Origin of the sequence: Escherichia sp. MOD1-EC6021 (genome assembly GCF_002965245.1) — a bacterium.
GTDB lineage: Bacteria > Pseudomonadota > Gammaproteobacteria > Enterobacterales > Enterobacteriaceae > Escherichia > Escherichia coli_F.
Map to the genome: position 1 here is coordinate 229,811 of NZ_PTRU01000004.1, position 25,385 is coordinate 255,195.

Sequence of the window (25,385 nt, forward strand, 5' to 3'; positions counted from 1 at the left end):
ACACATTCTTTACTGCGGCACTCAATGTTATTGATCAAATTTATTTTTCACCGGGGCAAAAATGGACTTAAATTCTGAAGAATACAAAAAATTTAGTCATACATTTAAAGATACAGAAGAAGAAATTATCGTTCTTCTTAGTGATACTGGCGGTGGCGCGGGTAAGAGTAACGGTGATAATTACTGGACAGCGGTTGAACACTTACTCGCCTGGAAGAGTCTGACTACGGGAGAAATTCACGTTGGAGATGGACGACTCAACTGGTTGATAACAGAAGAAAATGAGAAAACTCAAGGCTGTGCGTGGCCGTTTAATATGCAGTCTGGTGGTATATATCGCCTGAGAGTACGAGATTTGATTGACAGGACCGTGCCGGAAGGAAAGTTAGCCGAGTTTTATAATCGGTTTTATGTTCTTGAGGTTCTTGAAAGTCATGTTCAGTGTGAGGAACTGCTCAATATTCAGAAAGAATATCGCAAACCAGTTGTTGTTGAAGATCAGCAATTGGGGACTTTCGTGCTTAATAAAGACTACTCCTGTTTTAGCGGGGAAGTGAAATGGAATGATCAGAATATTTCTGTATCTATGGAAGTAGATAAGAATGATAGATATACCTGGCAACAGGCTTTTGAAAATCTGCGATTTTTATGTAGTCATATGCAACAAAAAGATCAGGAGTTCCGCCAATATGCTGCAGAACAATTAACTGAATTGGCCAATGACTGGCTTCAAGATGAAGAAGATGAAGAAATTACAGAAGATATGTTTGTTAGCAGAATAAATCTTGTTGAGTTGGCTATGGATTATAATGGAGATTATTCATTATATTATAACGATGATGATATGTTCTGGGGTCACATTATTGATATTGTGGGTAGTATTGAAACAGGGCCGACGAGTGCGAGTATAGCGGGTTAATTTATTGCCAGGCATTTTATCAATGGGTATGTATACTCTGGCTACTACGAGTTACTGGACTAAATGCGAGTGATGTTTTGTCCTGTAACTCATAATATTAAAATTAACGAGGTAAAGTGCTTATAACACATCTGGTTGATGAGGATGATACACTGGATACCAAATGTTTCCTTGATTGAGAAATATAAGAATGAATATTATATAAATATCACACCAGATTATCTGTCATTTAAAAATGATAGAACATTATGTTATTGATGTTTTATCAACAGTTTCTCCGCAAATACAGTATGACTAAAACCAGTGTCTGGTTCGCGATGGCGCGATAGAAAAAGCATCATCTTCCTTTCAGAGTGCTCCGCTTCTCATTATTATCTCACGCAGTATTCTTAAGGGAACGATAAGGAGGAACCATGAACATTACCCCGTTTCCGACGCTTTCGCCGGCAACCATAGATGCCATAAATGTTATCGGTCAGTGGCTGGCGCAGGATGATTTCTCCGGTGAGGTGCCGTATCAGGCCGATTGCGTGATCCTTGCAGGCAATGCGGTTATGCCGACTATCGATGCGGCATGTAAGATTGCCCGCGATCAGCAAATTCCTCTACTGATTAGTGGTGGTATCGGTCACTCGACAACTTTTTTGTATAGCGCCATCGCACAACATCCGCACTACAACACTATCAGCACCACTGGCAGAGCAGAAGCTACCATCCTGGCGGATATCGCTCATCAGTTCTGGCACATTCCGCATGAAAAAATCTGGATTGAAGACCAGTCAACAAACTGCGGTGAAAACGCACGCTTTAGCATCGCGCTATTGAATCAGGCCGTAGAAAGAGTTCATACGGCTATCGTTGTTCAGGACCCCACCATGCAGCGGCGCACGATGGCGACGTTCCGCCGTATGACCGGGGACAATCCCGATGCACCACGCTGGTTGAGTTATCCCGGATTCGTTCCTCAGTTGGGAAATAACGAAGACAGTGTAATCTTTATTAACCAGTTAGAAGGATTATGGCCGGTTGAGCGTTATCTATCACTGCTTACCGGTGAGATGCCACGTTTACGCGATGATAGTGATGGCTATGGTCCCAGTGGGCGAGATTTTATCGTTCACGTTGATTTTCCTGCAGAAGTCACCCAGGCATGGCAAACGCTGAAACACGATGCCGTGCTTATCGAGGCGATGGAAAGTCGCTCGTTACGTTAAAAATTGCCCGTTTGTTAACCATTTGTTTGCAAACGGGCATGACTCCTGACGTTTATTTCTGCCTTTTATTCCTTTTACACTTGTTTTTATGAAGCCCTTCACAGAATTGTCCTTTCACGATGCCGTCTCTATGATGATTGATGTTAATTAACAATGCATTTACTAAAAACAAACATATAAATCACAGGAGTCTCCCATGTCAGTACCCGTTCAACATCCTATGTATATAGATGGACAGTTTGTTATCTGGCGTGGAGACGCATGGATTGATGTGGTTAACCCCGCAACAGAGGCGGTGATTTCCCGCATTCCCGATGGTCAGGCTGAAGATGCTCGCAAAGCAATCGACGCCGCAGAGCGCGCGCAGCCAGAATGGGAAGCATTGCCTGCCATTGAACGCGCCAGTTGGTTGCGCAAAATCGCCGCCGGGATCCGCGAACGCGCCAGTGAAATCAGTGCGCTGATTGTTGAAGAAGGGGGCAAGATCCAGCAGCTGGCCGAAGTTGAGGTGGCATTTACTGCGGATTATATCGATTACATGGCAGAGTGGGCGCGGCGTTACGAAGGTGAGATTATTCAAAGCGATCGTCCAGGAGAAAATATTCTTCTGTTTAAACGTGCACTTGGCGTGACTACCGGCATTCTGCCGTGGAACTTCCCGTTCTTCCTCATTGCCCGCAAAATGGCTCCCGCTCTTTTGACCGGTAATACCATCGTCATTAAACCCAGTGAATTTACGCCAAACAATGCGATTGCTTTTGCCAAAATTGTCGATGAAATAGGCCTTCCACGCGGTGTGTTTAACCTTGTGCTGGGGCGTGGTGAAACCGTTGGGCAAGAACTGGCGGGTAACCCAAAGGTCGCAATGGTCAGTATGACAGGCAGCGTCTCTGCAGGTGAAAAGATCATGGCGACTGCAGCAAAAAATATCACAAAAGTGTGTCTGGAATTGGGTGGTAAAGCACCAGCTATCGTAATGGACGATGCCGATCTTGAACTGGCAGTCAAAGCCATCGTTGATTCACGCGTCATTAATAGTGGGCAAGTGTGTAACTGTGCAGAACGTGTTTATGTACAGAAAGGCATTTATGATCAGTTCGTCAATCGGCTGGGTGAAGCGATGCAGGCGGTTCAATTTGGTAACCCCGCTGAACGCAACGACATTGCGATGGGGCCGTTGATTAACGCCGCGGCGTTGGAAAGGGTCGAGCAAAAAGTGGCGCGCGCAGTCGAAGAGGGGGCGAGAGTGGCGTTGGGGGGCAAGGCAGTAGAGGGGAAAGGATATTATTATCCGCCGACATTGCTACTGGATGTTCGTCAGGAAATGTCGATTATGCACGAGGAAACCTTTGGCCCGGTGCTGCCAGTGGTCGCATTTGACACGCTGGAAGAGGCTATCGCAATGGCTAATGACAGTGATTACGGCCTGACCTCATCACTCTATACCCAAAACCTGAACGTCGCGATGAAAGCTATTAAAGGGCTGAAGTTTGGTGAAACTTACATCAACCGTGAAAACTTCGAAGCTATGCAAGGATTCCACGCCGGATGGCGTAAATCCGGTATTGGCGGCGCAGATGGTAAACATGGCTTGCATGAATACCTGCAGACCCAGGTGGTTTATTTACAGTCGTAATGAGTGAAAGAGGCGGAGGCTTTTCCCTCCGCCTTTGCTCGTCAGAGTTTAGCGAATTTTTCGAGGGTGCGAATAAGCTGCGTGACGAAGCCATATTCGTTATCGTACCAGGCGACCGTTTTCACCAGTTGTAAATCGCCCACGGCGGTAATTTCCGTTTGCGTGGCATCAAACACCGAACCGAAATGGCTGCCAATGATATCGGAAGAAACTATTTCTTCATCGGTATAACCAAATGACTCGTTATTATTTGTCGCCTTTTTAAGCGCGTTGTTCACCTCTTCGGCAGTCACTTTTTTTCCGAGAATGGAAACCAGCTCAGTGACCGAACCTGTTTTCACGGGTACGCGTTGCGCATGACCTTTCAGTTTGCCGCTCAGTTCTGGGATCACCAGACCAATGGCTTTTGCCGCGCCTGTAGTGTGGGGAATGATATTTTCTGCCGCTGCACGTGAAGCGCGTAGATCTTTACCTCGCGGGCCATCCACCAGTGACTGGGTGCCAGTATAGGCATGAATGGTCGTCATCGTGCCGACTTCTATTCCGAAACTGTCGTGCAAGGCTTTGGCCATCGGTGCAAGACAGTTAGTGGTGCATGACGCCACGGAAACAATGGTGTCGTTGCCATCCAGAGTGTCGTCATTGACGTTATAAACGATGGTTTTCATTTCACCGGCAGGGGCGGAAATCAACACCTTCTTCGCGCCAGCATCAAGATGCGCCTGCGATTTCTCGGCGGAGGTATAAAAGCCAGTACATTCGACAATGATTTCTGCGCCTTTCGCTTTCCACGGAATATTTTTAGCCTCTTTTTCGGCGTAAACCGCGATACTTTTCCCATCAACGATAAGTGAATCTTCCGTATAATCAACGCTCCAGGGGAACGGTCCGTAGTTTGAATCATGTTTCAGCAGGTAGGCGAGAATTTTTGGGGAAGTGAGATCATTAATAGCGACAACGTCTATGTTGCTTTTGACTTCAAGTAATCGACGCAACACCAGTCGACCGATACGACCAAAACCATTAATACCAACTTTACTCATGGTCTTCTCCTGTCAGGAACGTTCGGATGAAAATTGATCCTTTCCAGGCTTAGACCAGGATGGCGGGATGGGCAATCTACATTCTTGCAGCGAAACGTAACGTACTGAAAACGGGTGAACAATATTTAATGAAATTTTAAGAAAAGCCCGTTATGTTAACGGCAAATTATGTTAAAGCAGGAAATGTTATGGGAAATAAATACTCAAGGTTACAAATCAGCATTCACTGGCTGGTCTTTTTGCTGGTTATCGTAGCGTATTGCGCAATGGAGTTTCGTGGTTTCTTCCCACGTAGCGATCGGCCGCTCATCAACATGATTCATGTTTCCTGTGGCATCTCAATTCTCGTGCTGATGGTTGTTCGTCTTTTGTTAAGGCTTAAATACTCAACTCCGCCGATTGTACCTAAACCAAAACCGATGATGACGGGACTGGCACATTTGGGACATTTGGTGATCTATCTCCTGTTTATTGCGCTGCCAGTGATTGGTTTGGTGATGATGTATAACCGGGGCAACCCGTGGTTTGCGTTTGGTATGACAATGCCTTATGCAGCAGAGGCCAATTTCGAACGGGTTGATAGCTTAAAGTGGTGGCATGAGACGCTGGCGAATCTGGGATATTTTGTCATCGGGTTGCACGCTGCGGCTGCACTGGCACACCACTATTTCTGGAAGGACAACACACTTCTACGCATGATGCCGCGTAAACGTTCCTGAAGGATATTTAAAGAAAACGCCTGTACTAAAACCGACCCGTGGTACAGGCGAAGAATACGGGCCTACATCGGAAGCGCCTATTATATTTATTTGTATGACAAATAAAACCATAATCCTTGTCCATATGTCCATCTGGCTTATCTTTAATCAATTCACCCGATCTTTGATCTCATCAACGGTATCAAAATAAACCAGCGTATAACGTTCAAATCGAACATAAGATTCGATAAATCATGGAGGTTATATGAAAAAATTGGCACTTATCTTGGTTATGGGAGCGCTTGTTTCCTTTTATGCCGATGCCGGGCGCAAACCCTGTTCTGGTTCGAAAGGGGGGATCTCACACTGTACGGCAGGCGGCAAATTTGTCTGTAATGATGGTTCTATTAGTGCATCGAAAAAAACATGCACTAACTGAAGTGTAAAAGGGGTGCCATGAGAAACTGAATCCGCTAGTCAGATGCGCGGGGAAAATCCCCGCGCTTGCCCTTACCTGGACGTGCAGGCCATGAGCGCCGCCACCTCCTTATCACCGTCCCGGAACCGCAGTTCGTAGAGCGTTTGTCGGGTCAGGAGTGTGAATGTCAGAATCGTAATACAGATAATGAGCAGACACACCACCAGAGGGTTGTGCTTCATAGCCTTTCTCCTTGCCGGATGGCGGGTAAGAGGCTAACATCTGAATTGCTAGGTTCATTCGTTGGCCTCGGTTGATAGAAATATCGGTCGGGGCCTTCGTCTTTCTGATTCCCGGTTAGCCTGAAAACAGAAAGTCTCAGGCACCCGTGAGCATCCTATGTGGTTTCCTTAGGGACGAAAATAATCACCTGACGAAATTGCGTGCTGTTTTCCAGAATTTTTCGTCATTCGGGTTAGCCAGTTTAACCATTCCTCACTTTCTTCAATCCAATGGCATTAATCTTCTCTGCAATAATTGTTGTAAAAATGTGACGCAAAGAGGTTTTTAGTCGTAAGTAATTACCGTCAAATGCCGATGACTTTCTATCAGGAGTAAACCTGGAAGAGAGACAACGGTAATGAATACAACTCCCTCACAGCGATTAGGTTTTTTGCATCACATCAGGCTGGTTCCGTTATTTGCCTGCATTCTTGGCGGTATCTTACTTCTGTTTGCCTTGAGTTCAGCCCTGGCTGGCTATTTCCTCTGGCAGGCCGATCGCGATCAGCGTGATGTGACTGCGGAGATTGAGATTCGGACCGGGTTAGCGAACAGCTCAGATTTTTTGCGTTCGGCCCGGATCAATATGATTCAGGCCGGGGCGGCGAGTCGTATTGCGGAAATGGAAGCAATGAAGCGAAATATTGCGCAAGCCGAATCGGAGATTAAACAGTCGCAGCAAGGGTATCGTGCTTATCAGAATCGGCCGGTGAAAACACCTGCTGATGAAGCCCTCGACACTGAATTAAATCAACGCTTTCAGGCTTATATCACGGGTATGCAACCTATGTTGAAATATGCCAAAAATGGCATGTTTGAAGCGATTATCAATCATGAAAGTGAGCAGAACCGACCGCTGGATAATGCTTATACCGATATTTTGAGCAAAGCCGTTAAGATACGTAGCACCAGAGCCAACCAACTGGCGGAACAGGCCCATCAGCGTACCCGCCTGGGTGTGATGTTTATGATTGGCGCGTTTGTGCTTGCCGTGGTCATGACGCTGATAACATTTATGGTGCTACGTCGGATCGTCATTCGTCCACTGCAACATGCCGCACAACGGATTGAAAAAATTGCCAGTGGCGATCTGACGATGAATGATGAACCGGCGGGTCGTAATGAAATCGGTCGCTTAAGTCATCATTTACAGCAAATGCAGCATTCACTGGGGATGACAGTCGGGACTGTTCGACAGGGCGCGGAAGAGATTTATCGTGGCACCAGCGAAATTTCCGCTGGCAATGCGGACCTTTCATCTCGCACCGAAGAACAAGCGGCGGCAATCGAACAAACTGCCGCTAGCATGGAGCAACTCACTGCGACGGTGAAACAGAATGCGGATAACGCGCATCATGCCAGCAAACTGGCGCAAGAGGCCTCCATTAAAGCCAGCGATGGCGGGGAGACGGTTTCCGGTGTAGTAAAAACGATGGGCGCTATCTCCACGAGTTCGAAGAAAATTTCCGAGATCACTGCCGTCATCAACAGCATTGCTTTCCAGACAAATATTCTGGCGCTGAATGCTGCCGTTGAAGCCGCGCGAGCGGGTGAGCAAGGACGTGGATTTGCCGTTGTCGCCAGCGAAGTACGGACACTCGCAAGTCGCAGCGCCCAGGCGGCGAAAGAGATTGAAGGCTTGATCAGTGAATCAGTCAGGTTAATTGACCTGGGGTCGGTTGAAGTGGCAACGGCAGGGAAAACCATGAGCACGATTGTTGATGCCGTCGCGAGTGTCACACATATCATGCAGGAGATTGCCGCCGCCTCGGATGAACAAAGTAGAGGCATAACGCAGGTGAGCCAGGCGATTTCCGAAATGGATAAGGTGACGCAACAGAATGCTTCTCTGGTAGAAGAAGCTTCTGCGGCGGCGCTATCCCTTGAAGAACAGGCTGCACGATTAACTGAGGCGGTAGACGTTTTCCGCCTGAACAAACATTCTGTGTTGGCAGAATCACGCGGAGCTGGTGAGTCTGTTAGTTTCGCAACAGCGTGAAAATATCAAAGAAGGGATCGAAAGATCCCTTACTTTTCAGAACGGCATTGATTTTCGAATAGCGTTAATCATCAACTGGCAACCAGAAGAGAACGTCGCATCTACGCGGGTCAGTATTCCAATCGGTTCGCCTGCACCATGACCCGGAACAGGCAGGGCCACCAGCGTGGCATGACGCAGGTCGTCTTTTACAGCGCCAGAAGGGACAAACCACACGTAGTCGTATTCAACCGTAAGTTGACGAGATAGCGAAGCAGACAGTGTTTCGATACAGCCCGAAGGAATTTTACAGCCCTGGCTCTGCACTAATGCATCTGAATGCTGGCGTGGCGCAGTGCCTTCTGGTGATACAACAACCGGCCATTCCAGCACCCGGCTTAGCGTTACGTTCTCCTGAAGTAGCGGGTGATTAGGGCGGACGACCAGCTTCAGCGATTCAAGAAACAGCAGTTCATAATTAAGCCCGGTCATCAGTTCAGGATCTGACATCCGACCAATGCCGATATCGATTTCGCCAGTCTTCAAACCCGCCAGAATCATAGGGTTACTCATTGTCGCAACTTGCAAGGTCGTCTCTTTTTGTTGCTGATGAAACTGACCTATAACCGAAGGTAATATTCCCAGCGCCGCGGTAGGTAATGCACCTACCCTGACGACATCATTGTTAAGACCTTCTTTACGATGAAGCGACTGTCCGGCAGTGTTAATAGCGTCAAGAACTCTGACTGCATGTGTTAAAAATTGTTCGCCGGGTAAGGTAAGTTGCGCCCCCTGACGACCACGCTCAAACAAGCGAGCGCCCGTCAGCTGCTCCAGTTCATTCAATGTTTTAGAGAGCGCAGGTTGACTCAAATTAAGGGTTTCAGCCGCGCGCCCCAAAGTTCCTTGTTGTGCGACAGCTACGAATGTATGAAGGTGGCGCAAACGGATGCGCTGACTAAACAGACTATTTTTTTCCATAAGCGATGTTAAAAACGAAGCAGTGTCGCTGACAAGTGAAGTTGTTTGATTATGATAACTTAGTTGCAAAATATTATTAACAAATAAAGCAATTGTGTTACAGCGAAATGGATAATATTGATGTTTTCGCGGCGAGATCACAGTTTGCAAATTCTTCCCGCCAGAGTGAATGCGGTTACCTACACTCCAGTTTACTGACCACTGGAGGCAGACATTATGGCGAACAGCATCACGGCGGATGAGATTCGGGAACAGTTTTCGCAGGCAATGTCAGCCATGTACCAGCAAGAAGTTCCGCAGTACGGCACGCTGCTGGAACTGGTAGCTGATGTGAATCTGGCTGTGCTGGAAAACAATCCTCAACTGCACGAAAAAATGGTAAATGCAGACGAGCTGGCGCGACTGAATGTTGAACGTCATGGGGCAATTCGCGTTGGGACTGCACAAGAGCTTGCTACTCTTCGGCGGATGTTTGCCATTATGGGGATGTACCCGGTGAGCTATTACGATCTCTCGCAGGCGGGCGTGCCGGTACATTCCACAGCATTTCGGCCCATTGATGATGCTTCTCTGGCGCGTAATCCCTTCCGCGTTTTTACCTCATTACTCCGTCTTGAGCTTATCGAGAACGAATTTTTGCGCCAGAAAGCGGCGGAGATTCTGCGTCAGCGCGATATCTTCACCCCACGTTGTCGACAACTGTTAGAGGAGTATGAGCAGCGGGGCGGTTTTAACGAAACACAGGCACAGGAGTTTGTGCAGGAAGCCCTGGAAACGTTTCGCTGGCACCAGTCAGCAACGGTTGATGAAGAAACCTATCGTGCGTTGCACAACGAACATCGGCTGATTGCTGATGTGGTCTGTTTTCCTGGGTGCCATATCAACCACCTGACGCCACGTACGCTGGATATTGACCGTGTGCAGTCGATGATGCCTGAATGCGGAATTGAACCCAAAATTCTGATCGAAGGGCCGCCGCGCCGCGAGGTACCGATTTTACTACGCCAGACCAGCTTTAAAGCACTGGAAGAGAAGGTGTTGTTTGCGGGGCAGAAACAGGGCACGCATACCGCGCGCTTTGGTGAAATAGAGCAGCGTGGCGTGGCATTAACGCCGAAAGGACGACAAATGTATGATGATCTTCTGCGGAACGCTGGAACCGGGCAGGATAATCTCACTCATCAAATGCATTTACAGGAAACCTTCCGCACTTTTCCTGACAGTGAGTTTTTAATGCGTCAGCAAGGGTTGGCATGGTTCCGATATCGTTTGACGCCTTCAGGTGAGGCGCATCGTCAGGCGATTCATCCCGGAGACGATCCACAACCCTTAATTGAACGTGGTTGGGTAGTGGCACAACCCATTACTTATGAAGATTTTTTGCCTGTTAGCGCTGCGGGGATCTTCCAGTCAAATCTGGGTAATGAAACGCAGGCACGCAGTCACGGTAATGCCAGCCGCGAAGCTTTCGAACATGCGTTGGGATGCCCAGTTTTTGATGAGTTCCAGCTTTATCAGGAAGCGGAAGAACGCAGTAAACGCCGCTGTGGTTTGCTTTAAATTTTGACTATCTGCCTTTGCAAAAATTTGCCTGATTTTACAAACGAATCAGGCTCATCCCATCGACATAAAAAAATTGCCGATTAATGCATATTCTCTGAGTTCAACAATTGGATTATTAATAAATATTGTCTAGAGTGAGCGGTCATAAATAAGCACTTTCTTGCCGCTGAAAACGACCAGCGCGGGACCATTCACAACACCAGAAGGACTCACTTTCAGGTATGGATCGTAGACGATTTATTAAAGGTTCAATGGCTATGGCCGCCGTGTGCGGTACCAGCGGCATTGCTTCTCTTTTTTCTCAGGCGGCATTCGCGGCAGATTCTGATATTGCCGACGGGCAAACCCAGCGTTTTGACTTCTCCATTCTACAGTCAATGGCGCACGACTTAGCGCAAACCGCGTGGCGTGGTGCGCCGCGTCCGTTACCTGACACTCTGGCGACAATGACGCCGCAGGCTTATAACAGTATTCAATACGACGCCGAAAAATCGCTCTGGCATAACGTTGAGAACCGTCAACTGGACGCTCAGTTCTTCCATATGGGAATGGGATTCCGTCGCCGCGTTCGTATGTTTTCTGTTGATCCCGCAACACATCTGGCGCGTGAAATTCACTTTCGCCCGGAGTTGTTCAAATACAACGATGCGGGTGTTGATACCAAACAATTAGAAGGGCAAAGCGATCTCGGTTTTGCCGGTTTTCGCGTGTTTAAAGCCCCCGAACTGGCGCGCCGTGATGTCGTATCATTCCTCGGTGCGAGTTATTTCCGCGCGGTTGATGATACATATCAATACGGTTTGTCGGCTCGCGGCCTGGCGATCGACACTTACACCGACAGTAAAGAAGAGTTCCCCGACTTTACCGCCTTCTGGTTTGATACGGTAAAACCGGGGGCAACCACCTTTACCGTTTATGCGTTGCTCGATAGCGCCAGCATTACTGGTGCCTATAAGTTCACTATCCATTGCGAGAAAAGTCAGGTGATTATGGATGTGGAAAATCACCTGTATGCGCGCAAAGACATTAAACAGCTGGGCATTGCGCCGATGACCAGTATGTTCAGCTGCGGTACTAATGAACGTCGGATGTGCGACACCATTCATCCGCAAATCCATGACTCTGATCGTTTGTCCATGTGGCGGGGCAACGGCGAGTGGATTTGTCGTCCGCTGAACAATCCGCAAAAATTGCAGTTCAATGCTTACACCGACAACAACCCGAAAGGGTTTGGTTTATTGCAACTGGATCGTGATTTCTCCCATTATCAGGACATTATGGGCTGGTATAACAAACGCCCAAGTCTGTGGGTGGAGCCGCGTAACAAGTGGGGTAAGGGCACCATCGGCCTGATGGAAATCCCAACAACGGGCGAAACGCTGGATAACATTGTCTGCTTCTGGCAGCCAGAAAAAGCTGTAAAAGCGGGTGATGAGTTTGCATTCCAGTATCGTCTGTACTGGAGTGCGCAACCGCCTGTTCATTGCCCATTAGCGCGCGTTATGGCAACGCGTACCGGCATGGGCGGTTTCCCGGAAGGTTGGGCGCCTGGTGAACACTATCCCGAAAAATGGGCGCGTCGTTTTGCCGTCGATTTCGTTGGTGGTGATCTGAAAGCTGCCGCACCAAAAGGCATTGAGCCGGTGATTACGCTTTCCAGTGGGGAAGCGAAGCAAATCGAAATTCTCTATATTGAACCCATTGATGGTTATCGTATTCAGTTTGACTGGTATCCGACTTCGGACTCCACTGATCCGGTCGATATGCGGATGTATCTGCGTTGTCAGGGCGACGCTATCAGTGAAACATGGCTGTATCAGTATTTCCCGCCAGCGCCGGATAAACGTCAGTATGTTGACGACCGCGTGATGAGTTAATCGTTTTTTCTTCGGCACCTTCTTCGGGAGGTGTCGTCTGGTTAAACACGATCCCGCTCGCATTTTTCCCTAAGTTAAATGAGTAATCTGATGGTGTGTATTTCAGATACACCTTGTCAGCCACTAACAGGGAGTGCGTATGTTTCCAGAATACCGAGATTTAATATCCCGTCTGAAAAACGAAAATCCTCGCTTTATGTCCTTGTTCGATAAACACAATAAACTTGATCATGAAATTGCCAGAAAGGAAGGTTCCGACGGTCGAGGGTACAATGCGGAAGTGGTCCGCATGAAAAAACAAAAGCTACAGTTAAAAGATGAGATGCTCAAAATCCTGCAGCAGGAGAGCGTCAAAGAGGTGTAAACTTTCCTAAGCCGCCAGCCAGGCGGCTTTTTTAACAACTGCATGGATTGACTGGAGATAAGATGGCTGAAACGATAAAAGTAAGTGAATCACTTGAATTACATGCTGTTGCAGAAAGTCATGTCACACCTCTTTATCAGTTAATCTGTAAAAATAGAACCTGGTTACAGCAGTCGCTAAACTGGCCGCAGTTTGTTCAAAGTGAAGAGGACACGCGAAAAACGGTGCAGGGCAATGTAATGTTGCATCAACGCGGCTATGCCAAAATGTTCATGATTTTCAAAGAAGATGAACTTATCGGCGTTATCTCGTTTAATCGTATTGAACCACTGAATAAAACCGCTGAAATCGGCTACTGGCTGGACGAATCTCATCAGGGGCAGGGGATCATTTCTCAGGCGCTGCAGGCATTGATTCATCATTACGCTCAGTCTGGTGAACTTAGACGCTTCGTGATCAAATGTCGGGTGGATAATGCGCAAAGCAACCAGGTCGCTTTGCGCAATGGTTTTATCCTTGAAGGTTGCCTGAAACAGGCTGAGTTTCTGAATGATGCCTATGATGATGTGAACTTATACGCGCGTATTATCGATTCACAATAACCCTGCCAGCGGCGTTCGCGTAATGCGCTCTTCGCCGTTAATGACTTTTGGACCACGGACATGAACCGTGTCGCCATCAAAGGCTTCAACGACGGCGTGGTCGGTCAACTCCACATGGTTTTCAATTATCACCGCACCTGTAATACGGCTCTCACCTTGTATTACAACGTGCTCGTCGAGCAGAATCGGTCCGCCACGTACCACTGCCTTTCCGCCAATCAAGACATGATGTTTTAACACACAATTACCTTCCACAATGGCATATTCCGCTACCTGCGAACTGTAATGAATCGTCGGAATGGCATCTTCTTCTATGCCAGCTTTCACCTGCGCGTGACCGTAGACTTTAGCGCAATCGCATAGCCAGACGTTGTTCTCTTCATTACCTTCAATACTGGCAAAATCAAAAATTTCGGCGCGATGTTCAATAAAAGCATACCGGACGACGGCATCGCCATAAATTTGTGCCTGGTGGACAATACGCGAGGCGCTAACCCTTGCGCGATCATAAATTTGTAGCAGGAGTTGATGGTTGGAGGTTAAGCCTTGCGCGGCGACGATCATAGAATGTTGATCAATTAAGGCGTGACCAAATATTCTACATTGACCGCAAACTAATGAGTCACGAATGGTGACACTGTCACTTATATATGCGCCCTGACTGACTTCACTATTATCGATCCAGACGTTATCCGTTGCGTAAACCTCTCCCCAAAGGACGCTGGTGCCGGTGATACGCGTATTACCGGAAATCACCGTTCCGCCGAACGCAATAGCATTCTGATCGTAAATCCAGCAATTACCTTCCTGCGCTAACACCGTTTCGCGATCGATCCAGCCGCCAGCGGTTCCTGCTATCACATCGTTAAAATCGCTCATGGCGATAATTTGCCGTAATAACACACTTTTTTTAGTGCCATCATCCTGATAACTAAAGGCTCGCTGTTCTTCACTTAGACGATATTTGCGCATAGCGTTTTCCCACAGGTGACTTACTATAACCGTAGCAAATTCTGCGGCTCTGGCTATGCTCGAGAAAATTCCATAAAATGTATTTCAAATATACTTTATAAATTAAACAAAATGAGTAAGAAGATGCAGAGCGATAAAGTGCTCAATTTGCCGGCAGGCTACTTTGGTATTGTGTTGGGGACGATAGGGATGGGATTTGCCTGGCGCTATGCCAGCCAGGTTTGGCAGGTCAGCCACTGGTTAGGGGATGGGCTGGTAATTCTGGCGATGATCATCTGGGGATTATTGACTAGCGCATTTATTACCCGACTCATACGTTTTCCGCATAGCGTGCTGGCGGAAGTGCGCCATCCAGTGATGAGCAGTTTTGTGAGTTTGTTTCCTGCAACGACGATGCTGGTAGCGATTGGTTTTGTTCCGTGGTTTCGCCCACTGGCGGTATGCCTGTTCAGTTTTGGTGTCGTGGTTCAGTTGGCTTATGCCGCCTGGCAAACTGCGGGATTATGGCGCGGATCTCATCCTGAAGAAGCTACCACGCCTGGACTGTATCTGCCGACAGTTGCCAACAACTTTATCAGCGCAATGGCCTGTGGTGCATTGGGCTACACCGACGCCGGTCTGGTGTTTTTAGGCGCAGGCGTTTTCTCATGGTTAAGCCTGGAACCGGTGATCTTGCAGCGTCTGCGCAGTTCGGGAGAGTTACCCACGGCATTGCGGACATCACTCGGCATTCAGCTCGCTCCTGCGCTGGTGGCCTGTAGTGCCTGGCTGAGCGTCAACGGCGGCGAGGGTGACACGCTGGCGAAAATGCTTTTCGGTTATGGGCTGCTGCAACTGCTGTTTATGCTACGTCTGATGCCATGGTATCTCTCCCAGCCATTTAATGCTTCATTCTGGAGTTTCTCGTTCGGCGTATCTGCACTGGCAACCACCGGTTTGCATCTGGGGAGTGGCAGCGATAATGGATTTTTCCATACCCTGGCGGTGCCGCTGTTTATCTTTACCAATTTTATAATTGCAATACTGCTCATCCGAACTTTCGCGCTTCTGATGCAGGGGAAATTGTTAATCAGAACCGAGCGCGTCGTTTTAATGAAAGCTGAGGACAAAGAATGATCATTCGTGACGAAAACTATTTTACTGATAAGTATGAATTAACCCGCACACACTCTGAAGTACTGGAAGCGGTGAAAGTGGTTAAACCCGGTAAAACGCTGGATCTGGGCTGTGGCAATGGTCGTAACAGTCTTTACCTGGCAGCCAATGGTTATGAAGTTGACGCATGGGATAAAAATGCCATGAGTATCGCCAACGTCGAGCGCATTAAATCCATTGAAAATCTGGATAATTTACACACCCGGGTTGTTGATCTGAATAACTTCACGTTTGATGGGCAATACGATTTTATTCTTTCGACTGTGGTGCTGATGTTCCTTGAGGCTAAAACCATCCCTGGGCTGATTGCCAATATGCAACGTTGCACTAAACCTGGCGGTTACAACCTGATTGTGGCGGCGATGAATACCGCTGATTATCCATGTACCGTCGGCTTCCCGTTTGCCTTCAAAGAGGGAGAATTACGTCGATATTACGAAGGCTGGGAGATGGTGAAATACAATGAAAACGTCGGTGAGTTGCACCGCACCGATGCCAACGGTAATCGGATTAAACTGCGTTTCGCCACGATGCTGGCACGTAAAAAATGACCCGGTAAGAACAAGGCGCGTGAAAATGCCCCGCGTTGAGATGGTTAACCGTTGTTCTTTTCGGTAAGCATATTTTTAATCAAAAGGATGTGAAATTAATCACGGTAGTCGAAGTTTTTCATCAGATTAACGCACTGATATTTAACTACTGATGATTGACTTAGCCCCTTTTTCGGCATTGACTATGTCGTCTGAAAAGGGGCTGAAAAATTTATTTTCACCAACACTTTTTTTGCCACAACACGAAGCGGCGCTTTTTGCTATAACTTAGAAAGTAATATAATCATCTCAGGAAACTATTCATGCGTACCACATCAATTGCGAAAGTTGCAGCTTTATGCGGCTTGTTGGCTCTGTCTGGTTGTGCCTCTAAAATCACCCAGCCAGATAAATATTCTGGTTTTTTAAACAATTACTCTGATTTAAAAGAAACAACCTCAGCAACAGGTAAACCTGTTTTACGTTGGGTAGACCCGAGTTTTGATCAAAGCAAATATGACAGCATCGTCTGGAACCCAGTCACTTATTATCCGGTACCGAAACCATCTACCCAGGTAGGGCAGAAAGTTCTGGATAAAATTTTGAGTTATACCAACACCGAAATGAAAGAAGCGATTGCGCAGCGTAAACCACTGGTTACCACCGCTGGGCCGCGTAGTCTGATTTTCCGTGGGGCCATTACCGGTGTTGATACCAGCAAAGAAGGGCTGCAATTCTATGAAGTGGTTCCTGTCGCATTAGTGGTCGCGGGGACGCAAATGGCGACGGGCCACCGTACCATGGATACTCGCCTGTATTTTGAAGGTGAGCTGATTGATGCAGCTACTAATAAACCGGTTATCAAAGTCGTTCGTCAGGGCGAAGGTAAAGACCTGAATAACGAAAGTACGCCAATGGCTTTCGAAAATATTAAACAAGTTATTGATGACATGGCGACCGATGCCACTATGTTTGACGTTAACAAAAAGTAATTCCAGCCGCGCCATCGTAAGATGGCGCTTTTTATTATCGGTTTCTGTCAGCGATTAAATTCAACACCACGTAACAAACGCCTCCGGCAATTAATCCCCAGAACGCAGAACCAATCCCGACCAGCGTCAATCCACTTGCCGTTACCAGAAATGCCACCACCGCCGCGTCTCGCTCACGCTCATTATGCAGCGCCTGATACAAACTGCCGCCAATGGTACTCAACAGCGCCAGACCTGCCAGCATCTGGATCCAACTCACGGGCAGCGCGGCCATCATTCCAGTTATGGCGCTACCAAACAGACCTGCAAACAAATAAACAACGCCTGCGACGGCAGCTGCCAGCCAACGTTGATCTTTATCCGGATGCGCTTCCGGGCTTTGGCAAATAGCCGCGGTGATTGCTGCAATACCAACGGAATAAACCCCGAAAGGGGAAAATACCAGCGCCAGCAATCCAGTAAATACAATCAACGGCGAAACAGGAGCCGAATACCCGGCCGCTTTCATTGCCGCAATACCCGGTGCGTTTTGCGATGCCATCGTCACCAGAAAAAGGGGGAGTGCAACGCTCAGACTGTGAGCAAACGAAAATTCAGGGGCAATATAAGCGGGGAGAACGGGTTTAAAGGCAATATCCCCTGTGACAACGTCACCTTGTAAAATAACGATTACGATGCCAACTATCATCGCCGCAATTACCGCATAACGCGGCGCATAAGTTTTTGTCGCCAGCCACGCCAGCAACATACTACCGCATAACGTAAACTGACCATCCAGACTGGCAAACGCCTGTAAACCAAAGCGTAATAAAATCCCGGCAAGCATTGCCGCCGCAAGCGAGTGCGGAATAATGCGCATCAGACGAGCAAAGAGTCCCGTTATGCCGCAGAGGACTATTAACGCGTTGGTGACAATAAAAACGCCGATGGCTTGGTTAAGTGTTAGTCCCTGTAATCCGGTGACCAACAAAGCCGCGCCAGGCGTTGACCATGCGGTGAGAACAGGTACGCGATACCATAATGTCAGAGCCAGCGTACTGACGCCCATTGCCAGCCCCAGCGCCGTCATCCAGCCAGAGATTTGTGCAGTGGTGGCTCCGGCGACAATCGCTGCTTGCCAGATTATTGCCGCTGAACTGGCGTAGCCAATTAATACCGCCAGAAACCCCGCCAGTAGCGTGGGTGGAGGAATAGAAAACAGACGCATGGTCACCTCGTGCGTTATAGCGTACAGGTACCGTAGCATTTGTCCGTTATAACGCACAAGTGATAAACTTCCGCTTTGCCGGAGGAGTCACATGGAAAATCTCACTCGCTTTTTATCCACTACACTTAAACATCTGCGTCAGCAGCGCGGCTGGAGTCTTTCGCGACTGGCAGAAGCGACGGGGGTTTCTAAAGCGATGTTAGGGCAGATTGAGCGTAATGAGTCCAGCCCGACGGTCGCGACATTATGGAAAATTGCCACCGGGTTGAATGTGCCATTTTCGACATTTATTTCTCCGCCGCAGTCCGCTACGCCTTCAGTTTATGATCCGCAACAGCAGGCGATGGTGATCACTTCGCTGTTTCCTTATGATCCGCAACTCTGCTTTGAACACTTCTCAATTCAGATGGCTCCCGGTGCAATAAGTGAATCGACGCCCCATGAGAAGGGAGTAATCGAACATGTTGTCGTCATTGATGGGCAACTTGATCTGTGCGTTGATGGTGAATGGCAGAGCCTTAATTGTGGAGAAGGCGCTCGATTTGCTGCAGACGTTACGCATGTCTATCGTAATGGTGGGGAGCAAATCGTACATTTTCATTCCCTCATCCATTACCCACGCAGTTAAGCGGGAAAACTATTTCGCAACGTCGCGCTTGTGGCTAAAATAGCCGCCATTTTTCAGCTACTGGATAAGAATGTGACCGTATCTTCTCATCGACTTGAACTGTTAAGCCCGGCACGCGATGCCGCCATTGCCCGCGAAGCTATTTTGCACGGTGCCGATGCTGTTTATATCGGCGGCCCTGGTTTTGGTGCCCGTCATAATGCCAGTAATAGCCTGAAAGATATTGCCGAACTGGTGCCGTTTGCCCATCGTTATGGTGCAAAAATTTTCGTCACGCTTAACACCATTTTGCATGATGATGAGCTGGAACCTGCGCAACGGCTGATTACCGACCTCTACCAGACCGGCGTCGATGCGCTGATTGTTCAGGATATGGGGATTCTGGAACTTGATATTCCGCCGATTGAACTGCACGCCAGTACGCAGTGCGATATTCGCACAGTAGAAAAAGCGAAGTTCCTCTCTGATGTTGGCTTTACGCAGATTGTGCTGGCGCGAGAGCTGAATCTTGAGCAGATCCGCGCGATTCACCAGGCCACGGACGCGACCATTGAATTCTTTATTCATGGTGCATTGTGCGTGGCCTATTCGGGTCAGTGCTACATTTCTCATGCGCAAACAGGGCGTAGCGCCAACCGTGGCGATTGCTCGCAGGCGTGCCGTTTGCCATACACATTGAAAGACGATCAGGGGCGGGTGGTTTCCTATGAAAAACATCTGCTGTCGATGAAAGATAACGATCAGACTGCCAACCTCGGCGCGCTGATTGATGCTGGCGTGCGCTCCTTCAAGATTGAAGGGCGTTACAAAGATATGAGTTACGTGAAGAATATCACCGCACATTATCGCCAGATGCTGGATGCCATTATTGAAGAACGTGGCGATCTGGCGCGTGCGTCATCAGGTCGTACTGAACATTTCTTTGTCCCGTCGACGGAAAAGACTTTCCACCGAGGCAGCACAGACTACTTTGTTAACGCGCGTAAAGGCGATATTGGCGCGTTCGATTCACCGAAATTCATTGGCCTGCCGGTGGGCGAAGTATTGAAAGTAGCGAAAGATCATATTGATGTTGCCGTCACCGAGCCGTTAGCAAATGGCGATGGTCTGAATGTGATGATTAAACGTGAAGTGGTTGGCTTTCGCGCCAATACAGTCGAAAAAACCGGGCAAAATCAGTACCGCGTCTGGCCAAATGAGATGCCTGCGGATTTGCATAAAATTCGTCCGCATCATCCGCTTAATCGTAATCTGGACCATAACTGGCAGCAGGCGTTGACCAAAACATCCAGCGAACGTCGCGTAGCGGTAGACATTGAACTGGGCGGCTGGCAGGAACAACTGATTCTGACCCTGACCAGTGAAGAGGGCGTCAGCGTCACGCATACGCTGGATGGACAATTCGACGAAGCTAATAACGCCGAAAAAGCGCTTAATAACCTGAAAGATGGTCTGGCTAAGCTGGGGCAAACCATCTATTACGCCCGCGATGTGCAAATTAACCTGCCTGGTGCGCTGTTTGTACCGAACAGTCTGTTAAATCAGTTCCGCCGTGAAGCCGTTGACATGCTGGATGCTGCACGTCTTGCCAGTTATCAGCGCGGCAGTCGTAAACCGGTTGCTGACCCTGCGCCGGTTTATCCGCAAACGCATTTGAGTTTCCTCGCGAACGTTTACAACCAGAAAGCGCGTGAATTTTATCATCGCTATGGTGTGCAACTGATTGATGCGGCGTATGAAGCGCATGAAGAGAAGGGGGAAGTGCCGGTAATGATCACCAAGCATTGTCTGCGCTTTGCCTTCAATCTGTGTCCGAAACAGGCAAAAGGTAACATCAAAAGCTGGAAGGCGACGCCAATGCAACTGGTTAATGGCGATGAAGTATTAACGCTAAAGTTCGATTGTCGCCCATGTGAGATGCACGTCATTGGCAAAATCAAAAATCACATTCTTAAAATGCCGTTACCAGGGAGTGTTGTCGCCTCCGTAAGCCCGGATGAGCTGCTAAAAACATTGCCGAAGCGTAAAGGATAAAACGCAGGTTTTCAGGTTATTCTCAGCTCATTGAGTCTGCATGATCTTGTTGGCCGGGTAAGGCGTCACGCCGCATCCGGCATCATACGACTCAATGCTGTCCTGCTTCTGGTTTGCGCGATTTTTGCCAGTAAAAATGCTCGCGCAAACCTTCCGCCGACTCTTCCGCCACGGCACGCAATTCATCGCTGTCCGCTTCATGACGCAGCTGATGATCCACATTCTTTACCCACATAAATTCATGTCCTTTGTGCCCTGCCATGAGTTGTCCTGAGAACAGTGCACACGTTAATAAGACAACCGATAACGCCTTCGAAAACATCCCGCCACCTTTTTCTGACCTTTTGCCGCTATGATGCCGATCGTTTCTTGAGGTTATTATTCAGTTTTGCAAATTAGCGCAAAGAAATTCTGGAATCTTCCTTCCTGATTTTGCATTGCATTCTGCCGTTGCGGCGATTTAGTGCTATTTTCGAGCACATTACACACGGAGGTAAACTTCGCCATTAAATAGTCACGATCACTTTATTGAAGTGCCTTTGAGCGTCGCCTCTAAGGTATTGCTGTTAAATGCTTTTTTACAGTCAGAAATCACTCAGCAAGAGTTAGCCAGGCGAATTGGCAACCCGAATGTAGTCAACCCAAAATAACTAAAAATTTTGCAATAAAAAGCCCCATCACAAGGACAAGGCTTAGAAATCAACTAATTAACATAGTTTCCAGATCAAAGGGGTTATAATGAAATCCATAAAAGGTGATCTGTTAGCTGGGTGCTGTATATCTAAAATGTTACTTAATTAATATCGTTCTGGTGGTTAGCTTTCATCGCATCCCACCATTTTTGAGTAATCTTCATGCTATTGAATTGCATCATTTCACCTCTTACTCTGCGTCTACCATGTCACATGCAAATTGAGTGTGTTTATATTCAGAATCATATTTTGGTTCAATAACTTCAAGACGCATGTCACCTTTTTTGCTTACCCAGATGTTATAAGTGTTAACACGTCCAATAGTATCCTGTTTGGATTTACCCTCCATTGCGTTTGGATTTTCTTTAGCTGGTTTGAGTGGTGATTTATAAACGTTATATTTGTCGGTGTAAACAAAATACACAGGAACATCATCTACCAGTTTGATTTTAAGTTTACCGCCTTTATCATCATGATCTTTGTTTCCGTATAAGTAATCTTTTACAGCTTCTGTTTCCTCACCATCGATAACTTTCCATGTAAATTTTGCAGTACATGCGTAAATCGCGGTAACATTCAGTTTCTTTACTTCTTCCTGTTTCGGTTGTTCTTCTTCAACCTTTGCAGAATCATCTGTAACGCTCTCTGACGCGGTTTCTTCTTTAGATAATACATTCATCAAGTTTTGGATTTGAGCGTTGTATACAGCCTCCAGTGGCTGAATCTGCCCGATATTGATCATTGTATCACGAACAGTTTTATTCCAGTTGCGTTGCTCTTGTTTAAGAGACGGATCAATCTTAACAGCCTTAACATATACTTCATGAAGTTTAGAATCCAGTGCGGAGATTGACTCATTAGCACAAATAAACTTCTCTGATTTGGTTATAGCCTTAGTGCAATCAAAGGACGCAGCATCAGCACCGAAAGCAGTAGCAGAAAGCACGATAGCAGCGATAATGTTTTTCATTTTATACCTCTTTTGGTATGGACTGACTTTTAGATGCTTACTTTATTGATTTTTGATATTTTTTCAATTATTGGGGTGAGATTTAGTAATTAAATTAAGAAATTAATGCTTGACAAATTAAAAAGGTACTGTTCCGCGGATGAAATAAAGGGAGTTTTCGGCACCCCGGTATTTGATGTGCGTGTGAGATTTCAAAACAGGTGCAGTGCAGCCCACCAGCGCGGTCGCTACGCGACTATTAACACCCGCCAATTCCTTTCCACGCCTAGATCTTTCATGTCGTTAGAAAGCGTTTTAGGCGCTCTCCTGAATGCGTAGATCAGATAAATAATTTTACGCAAATTTAATGGAGGATAACCGGATGAAAGAAGAATTAACCCTTACAGAAATTTCCCGCTTATACGGCTATACAATTAACGCCGCTAAGAAATGGTTAGAAAGGGGTCTACCTTATAACACAAATACAAGACGTGTCCCGGCGAAGCCTGGGTGTGATTGGGTCTTGAAGAACATCATTAACCCGCTTAAAGAAACTTCTATCAAGGAACAAATCGACGTAGAGAAATTACGCCGTGAGAGAGCATTAGCAGATGCAGCCGAACGAGAGAACCAGGAAGCAATGAATCTCCTGATTCCGGTCGGGTATGTAGAACAGGAACTAGCTGAATATTGTGGGAAGGTGAAGCAGACTATCTTGCAGATCGCCACAATCGATGCCCTAGAAATTTTAGAATCCGCCACTGATCAGAAAACATTGAAGAATAAGCTAAGGGAGATCATCGAGCTTCGTTTAAATGAAGTAGGGGACTTGTTCGAAAATGCTGATTTGGGAGAAGACGAGGAAGAAGAATTACCATTAATGGATGAACCGGAACAAGAACCAGAAGAAGACGATGAATTTGATGTGTCTTAAAACGCGTTATAAATAAATGTATGAAAGATGTTGAGCTGGTCAACGTCTACGGGGGGAATCACCCCCCGCTAACCTTTTTCTTATTTGAGGATTTACCTATGGTTGAATTTTTGATTTGTCTTACTGTAGGATTAACTATCGTATATTCATGGCACATATTGGCATTTCTGCTGTGTGTAACGCTTTCAAGTATCATTAATTAAATCGATGAATTGAACTATAGATGATGGTCGTTTTCAAAGAGGATTATCTATGGATCTTTTTGTCTACTTTGCTACTCTGCTGTTTTTGACTATCGTCGCTGGCATTAAATTGATTTTTATATCGATGGTGGTGTTTTTCAAATTTCTAATTGGTACACCTTACGGCTGGGGATGTTTAATCCTGTTTATTCTTTTTAGTTGCTGTAAAAAGGATGCTAAATAATAGTGTAATCTGCCTTTTCTCCTTATGGTTATTAACAGGGGATCTTCTTTGAGGATTCCCGATTAAAAGCCATAAAACACACTCCAGTACAGTGTTTTCATAGTCAGTGATCTATACAACATAAAAACATAACAAGTATAGATTGAGTATTAATCCTCCCGCCCTTCGGGGCGGTTATTTTTCTGGCTTTAAAGAATAATGTAGCATTATGTTCATTATAACCTCATCTTTGTTGTGCAAACCTAACCTAAACTTACTAGGGACTCTTCGGAGTCCCTTTTTTTATGCAACCACTCGAAGTGTAGGTTTCTTATATTGTGTAGGTTTAGTTTCATTTCGCCACTCAGGGAATACATGATCCATCATAACCGCATTAGTCTCATCAATCAGTTTTAAACTCTTTCGTAATGCGGCGTTATCAGCTTTAAGTGATTTAATCTCTGATTCCATCTTAGCCATACTGTAGTGGCACACTGAATTTGGCCACCTGAATAGAGGTGATATCATCGCCTCATAGTCAAAAACAGGTGACATTATGACCGGACGTAACAGACGTAATTTTAGCCCAGAGTTTCGCCTCGAAGCTGCCCAGCTTGTACTCGATCAGCATTACACGGTTGCAGCCGCTGCTACGGCAATGAATGTCGGTAAATCCACGATGGATAAGTGGGTCTGCCAGTTGAAAGAGGAACGAGCGGGAAAATCCCCCACAGCTTCACCAATGACGCCTGAGCAGATTGAAATACGCGAGCTGAAGAAAAGACTTCAACGCGTTGAAATGGAAAGGGATATATTAAAAAAGGCTACCGCGCTCTTGATGTCAGACTCCCTGAACAGTTCTCATTAGTTGAGAAACTCAGGGCGCGGTTTCCTGTTGCCGTTGTATGCAACGTGTTTGGGGTTCATCGCAGCAGCTATAAATACTGGCGGCAGCCAAAGAAGCCTGATGTCGCGCGCGTGTCATTACTCAGTCTTGTTCGTGAAAGCTATCGCGAAAGTAATGGTTCCGCAGGTGCACGTAATATTGCCGCGATGGTCACAACTAAAGGCGTAAAACTGAGGCGCTGGCGAGCAACAAAGCTGATGAAAGAACTTAATCTCATCAGCTGTCAGCAGCCTGGCCATCGATATAAGAAGGCGTCTACGGAACACGTAGAGATCCCCAATTATCTTGAACGCCAGTGTTTGCAGTAACAGAGCCTAATCAGGTCTGGTGGATTTGCCCCTATATTTCCAGACACCTGTTATCACTTAACCCATTACTGGCTTGCTGCCGTAGATATTCCCGTGG

24 protein-coding genes and 3 pseudogenes are annotated in these 25,385 nt (G+C 47.0%); 20 read left to right on the top strand and 7 right to left on the bottom strand.

The features are described from left to right. The first annotated feature begins 61 nt into the window (after window positions 1-61). The 4 genes and pseudogenes from BEB54_RS07310 to aldA all read left to right on the top strand — a co-directional run bounded on the left by BEB54_RS07310 (window position 62) and on the right by aldA (window position 3,769). A complete protein-coding gene (locus BEB54_RS07310; protein ID WP_000365422.1) occupies window positions 62-919 on the top strand; it encodes a DUF2262 domain-containing protein in 858 nt (285 codons plus the stop codon). Between the two features lie 232 nt (window positions 920-1,151). After that, window positions 1,152-1,217: pseudogene (locus BEB54_RS29910) on the top strand (hypothetical protein); the annotation flags it as partial. 115 nt (window positions 1,218-1,332) lie between these two features. Next, complete coding sequence (ydcF, locus tag BEB54_RS07315; RefSeq protein ID WP_105277693.1) at window positions 1,333-2,133, top strand: DUF218 domain-containing protein YdcF; 801 nt, start codon at window positions 1,333-1,335, stop codon at window positions 2,131-2,133. A 196-nt stretch (window positions 2,134-2,329) separates the two neighbouring features. Beyond that, the gene (gene aldA / locus BEB54_RS07320) at window positions 2,330-3,769 is read left to right on the top strand and encodes an aldehyde dehydrogenase (protein WP_105277692.1); all 1,440 of its coding nucleotides are present in this window, start codon (window positions 2,330-2,332) and stop codon (window positions 3,767-3,769) included. Between the two features lie 41 nt (window positions 3,770-3,810). On the opposite strand, the gene gap is transcribed toward aldA, so the two are convergent. Next, complete coding sequence (gene gap / locus BEB54_RS07325; RefSeq protein ID WP_000048688.1) at window positions 3,811-4,812, bottom strand: type I glyceraldehyde-3-phosphate dehydrogenase; 1,002 nt, start codon at window positions 4,810-4,812, stop codon at window positions 3,811-3,813. A gap of 188 nt (window positions 4,813-5,000) precedes the next feature. Between gap and cybB the strand changes: the two genes are divergently transcribed. The 3 genes from cybB to BEB54_RS29240 all read left to right on the top strand — a co-directional run bounded on the left by cybB (window position 5,001) and on the right by BEB54_RS29240 (window position 6,043). Further along, window positions 5,001-5,531, top strand: coding sequence for a cytochrome b561 (cybB, locus tag BEB54_RS07330; RefSeq protein WP_105277691.1), 531 nt, complete (start codon window positions 5,001-5,003; stop codon window positions 5,529-5,531). Window positions 5,532-5,775: 244 nt separating this feature from the next. Beyond that, window positions 5,776-5,949 carry a hypothetical protein gene (locus BEB54_RS07335; protein WP_000731856.1) on the top strand — a complete coding sequence of 58 codons (174 nt, stop codon included), beginning with the start codon at window positions 5,776-5,778 and terminating at the stop codon, window positions 5,947-5,949. 25 nt (window positions 5,950-5,974) lie between these two features. After that, complete coding sequence (locus BEB54_RS29240; RefSeq protein ID WP_212734533.1) at window positions 5,975-6,043, top strand: hypothetical protein; 69 nt, start codon at window positions 5,975-5,977, stop codon at window positions 6,041-6,043. On the opposite strand, the gene hokB is transcribed toward BEB54_RS29240, so the two are convergent. After that, the gene (gene hokB, locus BEB54_RS07340; RefSeq protein WP_001320773.1) at window positions 6,021-6,170 is read right to left on the bottom strand and encodes a type I toxin-antitoxin system toxin HokB; all 150 of its coding nucleotides are present in this window, start codon (window positions 6,168-6,170) and stop codon (window positions 6,021-6,023) included. The genes BEB54_RS29240 and hokB overlap by 23 nt on opposite strands. 398 nt (window positions 6,171-6,568) lie before the next feature. Between hokB and trg the strand changes: the two genes are divergently transcribed. Continuing rightward, window positions 6,569-8,209 carry a methyl-accepting chemotaxis protein Trg gene (trg, locus tag BEB54_RS07350; protein WP_088542018.1) on the top strand — a complete coding sequence of 547 codons (1,641 nt, stop codon included), beginning with the start codon at window positions 6,569-6,571 and terminating at the stop codon, window positions 8,207-8,209. Window positions 8,210-8,245: 36 nt separating this feature from the next. Here the strand turns inward: trg and BEB54_RS07355 are convergent, their stop codons facing one another. Further along, entirely contained in the window at window positions 8,246-9,169 is a 924-nt protein-coding gene (locus BEB54_RS07355; protein ID WP_000414564.1) for a LysR substrate-binding domain-containing protein, read from the bottom strand. A gap of 216 nt (window positions 9,170-9,385) precedes the next feature. Between BEB54_RS07355 and hglS the strand changes: the two genes are divergently transcribed. The 4 genes from hglS to rimL all read left to right on the top strand — a co-directional run bounded on the left by hglS (window position 9,386) and on the right by rimL (window position 13,575). Beyond that, complete coding sequence (hglS, locus tag BEB54_RS07360; protein WP_032302980.1) at window positions 9,386-10,729, top strand: 2-oxoadipate dioxygenase/decarboxylase HglS; 1,344 nt, start codon at window positions 9,386-9,388, stop codon at window positions 10,727-10,729. A gap of 224 nt (window positions 10,730-10,953) precedes the next feature. Continuing rightward, window positions 10,954-12,609 (top strand): glucan biosynthesis protein OpgD, encoded by a 1,656-nt coding sequence (gene opgD / locus BEB54_RS07370; protein ID WP_000375956.1) that lies wholly within the window; start codon window positions 10,954-10,956, stop codon window positions 12,607-12,609. A gap of 139 nt (window positions 12,610-12,748) precedes the next feature. Further along, window positions 12,749-12,973 (top strand): YdcH family protein, encoded by a 225-nt coding sequence (locus BEB54_RS07380; protein ID WP_001296778.1) that lies wholly within the window; start codon window positions 12,749-12,751, stop codon window positions 12,971-12,973. A 62-nt stretch (window positions 12,974-13,035) separates the two neighbouring features. After that, window positions 13,036-13,575 (top strand): 50S ribosomal protein L7/L12-serine acetyltransferase, encoded by a 540-nt coding sequence (gene rimL, locus BEB54_RS07385; protein ID WP_001353208.1) that lies wholly within the window; start codon window positions 13,036-13,038, stop codon window positions 13,573-13,575. Here rimL and ydcK read toward each other — a convergent pair. Continuing rightward, window positions 13,567-14,547: a YdcK family protein gene (gene ydcK / locus BEB54_RS07390; protein ID WP_105277690.1), complete on the bottom strand. Its 981-nt coding sequence runs from the start codon at window positions 14,545-14,547 to the stop codon at window positions 13,567-13,569. The two genes, rimL and ydcK, sit on opposite strands and share 9 nt — an antisense overlap. Before the next feature lie 123 nt (window positions 14,548-14,670). On the opposite strand from ydcK, the gene tehA reads away from it, so the two are divergent. The 3 genes from tehA (at window position 14,671) to BEB54_RS07405 (ending at window position 17,224) form a co-directional block, all read left to right on the top strand. Next, window positions 14,671-15,663: a dicarboxylate transporter/tellurite-resistance protein TehA gene (gene tehA / locus BEB54_RS07395; RefSeq protein ID WP_105282160.1), complete on the top strand. Its 993-nt coding sequence runs from the start codon at window positions 14,671-14,673 to the stop codon at window positions 15,661-15,663. Next, window positions 15,660-16,253, top strand: a complete 594-nt coding sequence (gene tehB / locus BEB54_RS07400) for a tellurite resistance methyltransferase TehB (protein WP_105277689.1) — start codon at window positions 15,660-15,662, stop codon at window positions 16,251-16,253. Before tehA ends, tehB begins: the two co-directional genes overlap by 4 nt. A 302-nt stretch (window positions 16,254-16,555) precedes the next feature. Next, window positions 16,556-17,224, top strand: a complete 669-nt coding sequence (locus BEB54_RS07405) for a DUF3313 domain-containing protein (protein WP_001261034.1) — start codon at window positions 16,556-16,558, stop codon at window positions 17,222-17,224. Window positions 17,225-17,258: 34 nt separating this feature from the next. Here BEB54_RS07405 and ydcO read toward each other — a convergent pair whose 3' ends face one another. Continuing rightward, the gene (ydcO, locus tag BEB54_RS07410; RefSeq protein ID WP_105282161.1) at window positions 17,259-18,470 is read right to left on the bottom strand and encodes a BenE family transporter YdcO; all 1,212 of its coding nucleotides are present in this window, start codon (window positions 18,468-18,470) and stop codon (window positions 17,259-17,261) included. A 52-nt stretch (window positions 18,471-18,522) separates the two neighbouring features. On the opposite strand from ydcO, the gene sutR reads away from it, so the two are divergent. Both sutR and rlhA read left to right on the top strand, forming a co-directional pair. After that, a complete protein-coding gene (gene sutR / locus BEB54_RS07415; RefSeq protein WP_032184148.1) occupies window positions 18,523-19,059 on the top strand; it encodes a DNA-binding transcriptional regulator SutR in 537 nt (178 codons plus the stop codon). A gap of 72 nt (window positions 19,060-19,131) precedes the next feature. Beyond that, entirely contained in the window at window positions 19,132-21,093 is a 1,962-nt protein-coding gene (gene rlhA / locus BEB54_RS07420) for a 23S rRNA 5-hydroxycytidine C2501 synthase (RefSeq protein ID WP_032184149.1), read from the top strand. Between the two features lie 91 nt (window positions 21,094-21,184). On the opposite strand, the gene BEB54_RS07425 is transcribed toward rlhA, so the two are convergent. Next, complete coding sequence (locus BEB54_RS07425; protein ID WP_024225472.1) at window positions 21,185-21,415, bottom strand: DUF2554 family protein; 231 nt, start codon at window positions 21,413-21,415, stop codon at window positions 21,185-21,187. Between the two features lie 178 nt (window positions 21,416-21,593). On the opposite strand from BEB54_RS07425, the pseudogene hicB reads away from it, so the two are divergent. Further along, a pseudogene (gene hicB / locus BEB54_RS07430) lies at window positions 21,594-21,722 on the top strand (type II toxin-antitoxin system antitoxin HicB); the annotation flags it as partial. 253 nt (window positions 21,723-21,975) lie between these two features. Here the strand turns inward: hicB and BEB54_RS07435 are convergent. Next, complete coding sequence (locus BEB54_RS07435) at window positions 21,976-22,755, bottom strand: lysozyme inhibitor LprI family protein (RefSeq protein ID WP_032184150.1); 780 nt, start codon at window positions 22,753-22,755, stop codon at window positions 21,976-21,978. Window positions 22,756-23,116: 361 nt separating this feature from the next. On the opposite strand from BEB54_RS07435, the gene BEB54_RS07440 reads away from it, so the two are divergent. Together BEB54_RS07440 and BEB54_RS29250 are read left to right on the top strand one after the other, a co-directional pair. Further along, entirely contained in the window at window positions 23,117-23,668 is a 552-nt protein-coding gene (locus BEB54_RS07440) for a hypothetical protein (RefSeq protein WP_032184151.1), read from the top strand. A 923-nt stretch (window positions 23,669-24,591) separates the two neighbouring features. Beyond that, window positions 24,592-25,308: pseudogene (locus tag BEB54_RS29250) on the top strand (transposase); the annotation flags it as partial. Between the last annotated feature and the right edge of the window lie 77 nt (window positions 25,309-25,385).

Coding starts and splice junctions, on each gene's coding strand:
- trg (WP_088542018.1), top strand. CDS start 6,569: ATGAATACAACTCCCTCACAGCGATTAGGTTTTTTGCATCACATCAGG.
- cybB (WP_105277691.1), top strand. CDS start 5,001: ATGGGAAATAAATACTCAAGGTTACAAATCAGCATTCACTGGCTGGTC.
- rimL (WP_001353208.1), top strand. CDS start 13,036: ATGGCTGAAACGATAAAAGTAAGTGAATCACTTGAATTACATGCTGTT.
- hokB (WP_001320773.1), bottom strand. CDS start 6,170: ATGAAGCACAACCCTCTGGTGGTGTGTCTGCTCATTATCTGTATTACG.
- ydcO (WP_105282161.1), bottom strand. CDS start 18,470: ATGCTACGGTACCTGTACGCTATAACGCACGAGGTGACCATGCGTCTG.
- BEB54_RS07405 (WP_001261034.1), top strand. CDS start 16,556: ATGCGTACCACATCAATTGCGAAAGTTGCAGCTTTATGCGGCTTGTTG.
- sutR (WP_032184148.1), top strand. CDS start 18,523: ATGGAAAATCTCACTCGCTTTTTATCCACTACACTTAAACATCTGCGT.
- BEB54_RS07425 (WP_024225472.1), bottom strand. CDS start 21,415: ATGTTTTCGAAGGCGTTATCGGTTGTCTTATTAACGTGTGCACTGTTC.
- gap (WP_000048688.1), bottom strand. CDS start 4,812: ATGAGTAAAGTTGGTATTAATGGTTTTGGTCGTATCGGTCGACTGGTG.
- hglS (WP_032302980.1), top strand. CDS start 9,386: ATGGCGAACAGCATCACGGCGGATGAGATTCGGGAACAGTTTTCGCAG.
- opgD (WP_000375956.1), top strand. CDS start 10,954: ATGGATCGTAGACGATTTATTAAAGGTTCAATGGCTATGGCCGCCGTG.
- ydcF (WP_105277693.1), top strand. CDS start 1,333: ATGAACATTACCCCGTTTCCGACGCTTTCGCCGGCAACCATAGATGCC.
- BEB54_RS07440 (WP_032184151.1), top strand. CDS start 23,117: ATGAAAGAAGAATTAACCCTTACAGAAATTTCCCGCTTATACGGCTAT.
- BEB54_RS07355 (WP_000414564.1), bottom strand. CDS start 9,169: ATGGAAAAAAATAGTCTGTTTAGTCAGCGCATCCGTTTGCGCCACCTT.
- tehA (WP_105282160.1), top strand. CDS start 14,671: ATGCAGAGCGATAAAGTGCTCAATTTGCCGGCAGGCTACTTTGGTATT.
- BEB54_RS07310 (WP_000365422.1), top strand. CDS start 62: ATGGACTTAAATTCTGAAGAATACAAAAAATTTAGTCATACATTTAAA.
- BEB54_RS07335 (WP_000731856.1), top strand. CDS start 5,776: ATGAAAAAATTGGCACTTATCTTGGTTATGGGAGCGCTTGTTTCCTTT.
- BEB54_RS07380 (WP_001296778.1), top strand. CDS start 12,749: ATGTTTCCAGAATACCGAGATTTAATATCCCGTCTGAAAAACGAAAAT.
- tehB (WP_105277689.1), top strand. CDS start 15,660: ATGATCATTCGTGACGAAAACTATTTTACTGATAAGTATGAATTAACC.
- BEB54_RS07435 (WP_032184150.1), bottom strand. CDS start 22,755: ATGAAAAACATTATCGCTGCTATCGTGCTTTCTGCTACTGCTTTCGGT.
- ydcK (WP_105277690.1), bottom strand. CDS start 14,547: ATGCGCAAATATCGTCTAAGTGAAGAACAGCGAGCCTTTAGTTATCAG.
- aldA (WP_105277692.1), top strand. CDS start 2,330: ATGTCAGTACCCGTTCAACATCCTATGTATATAGATGGACAGTTTGTT.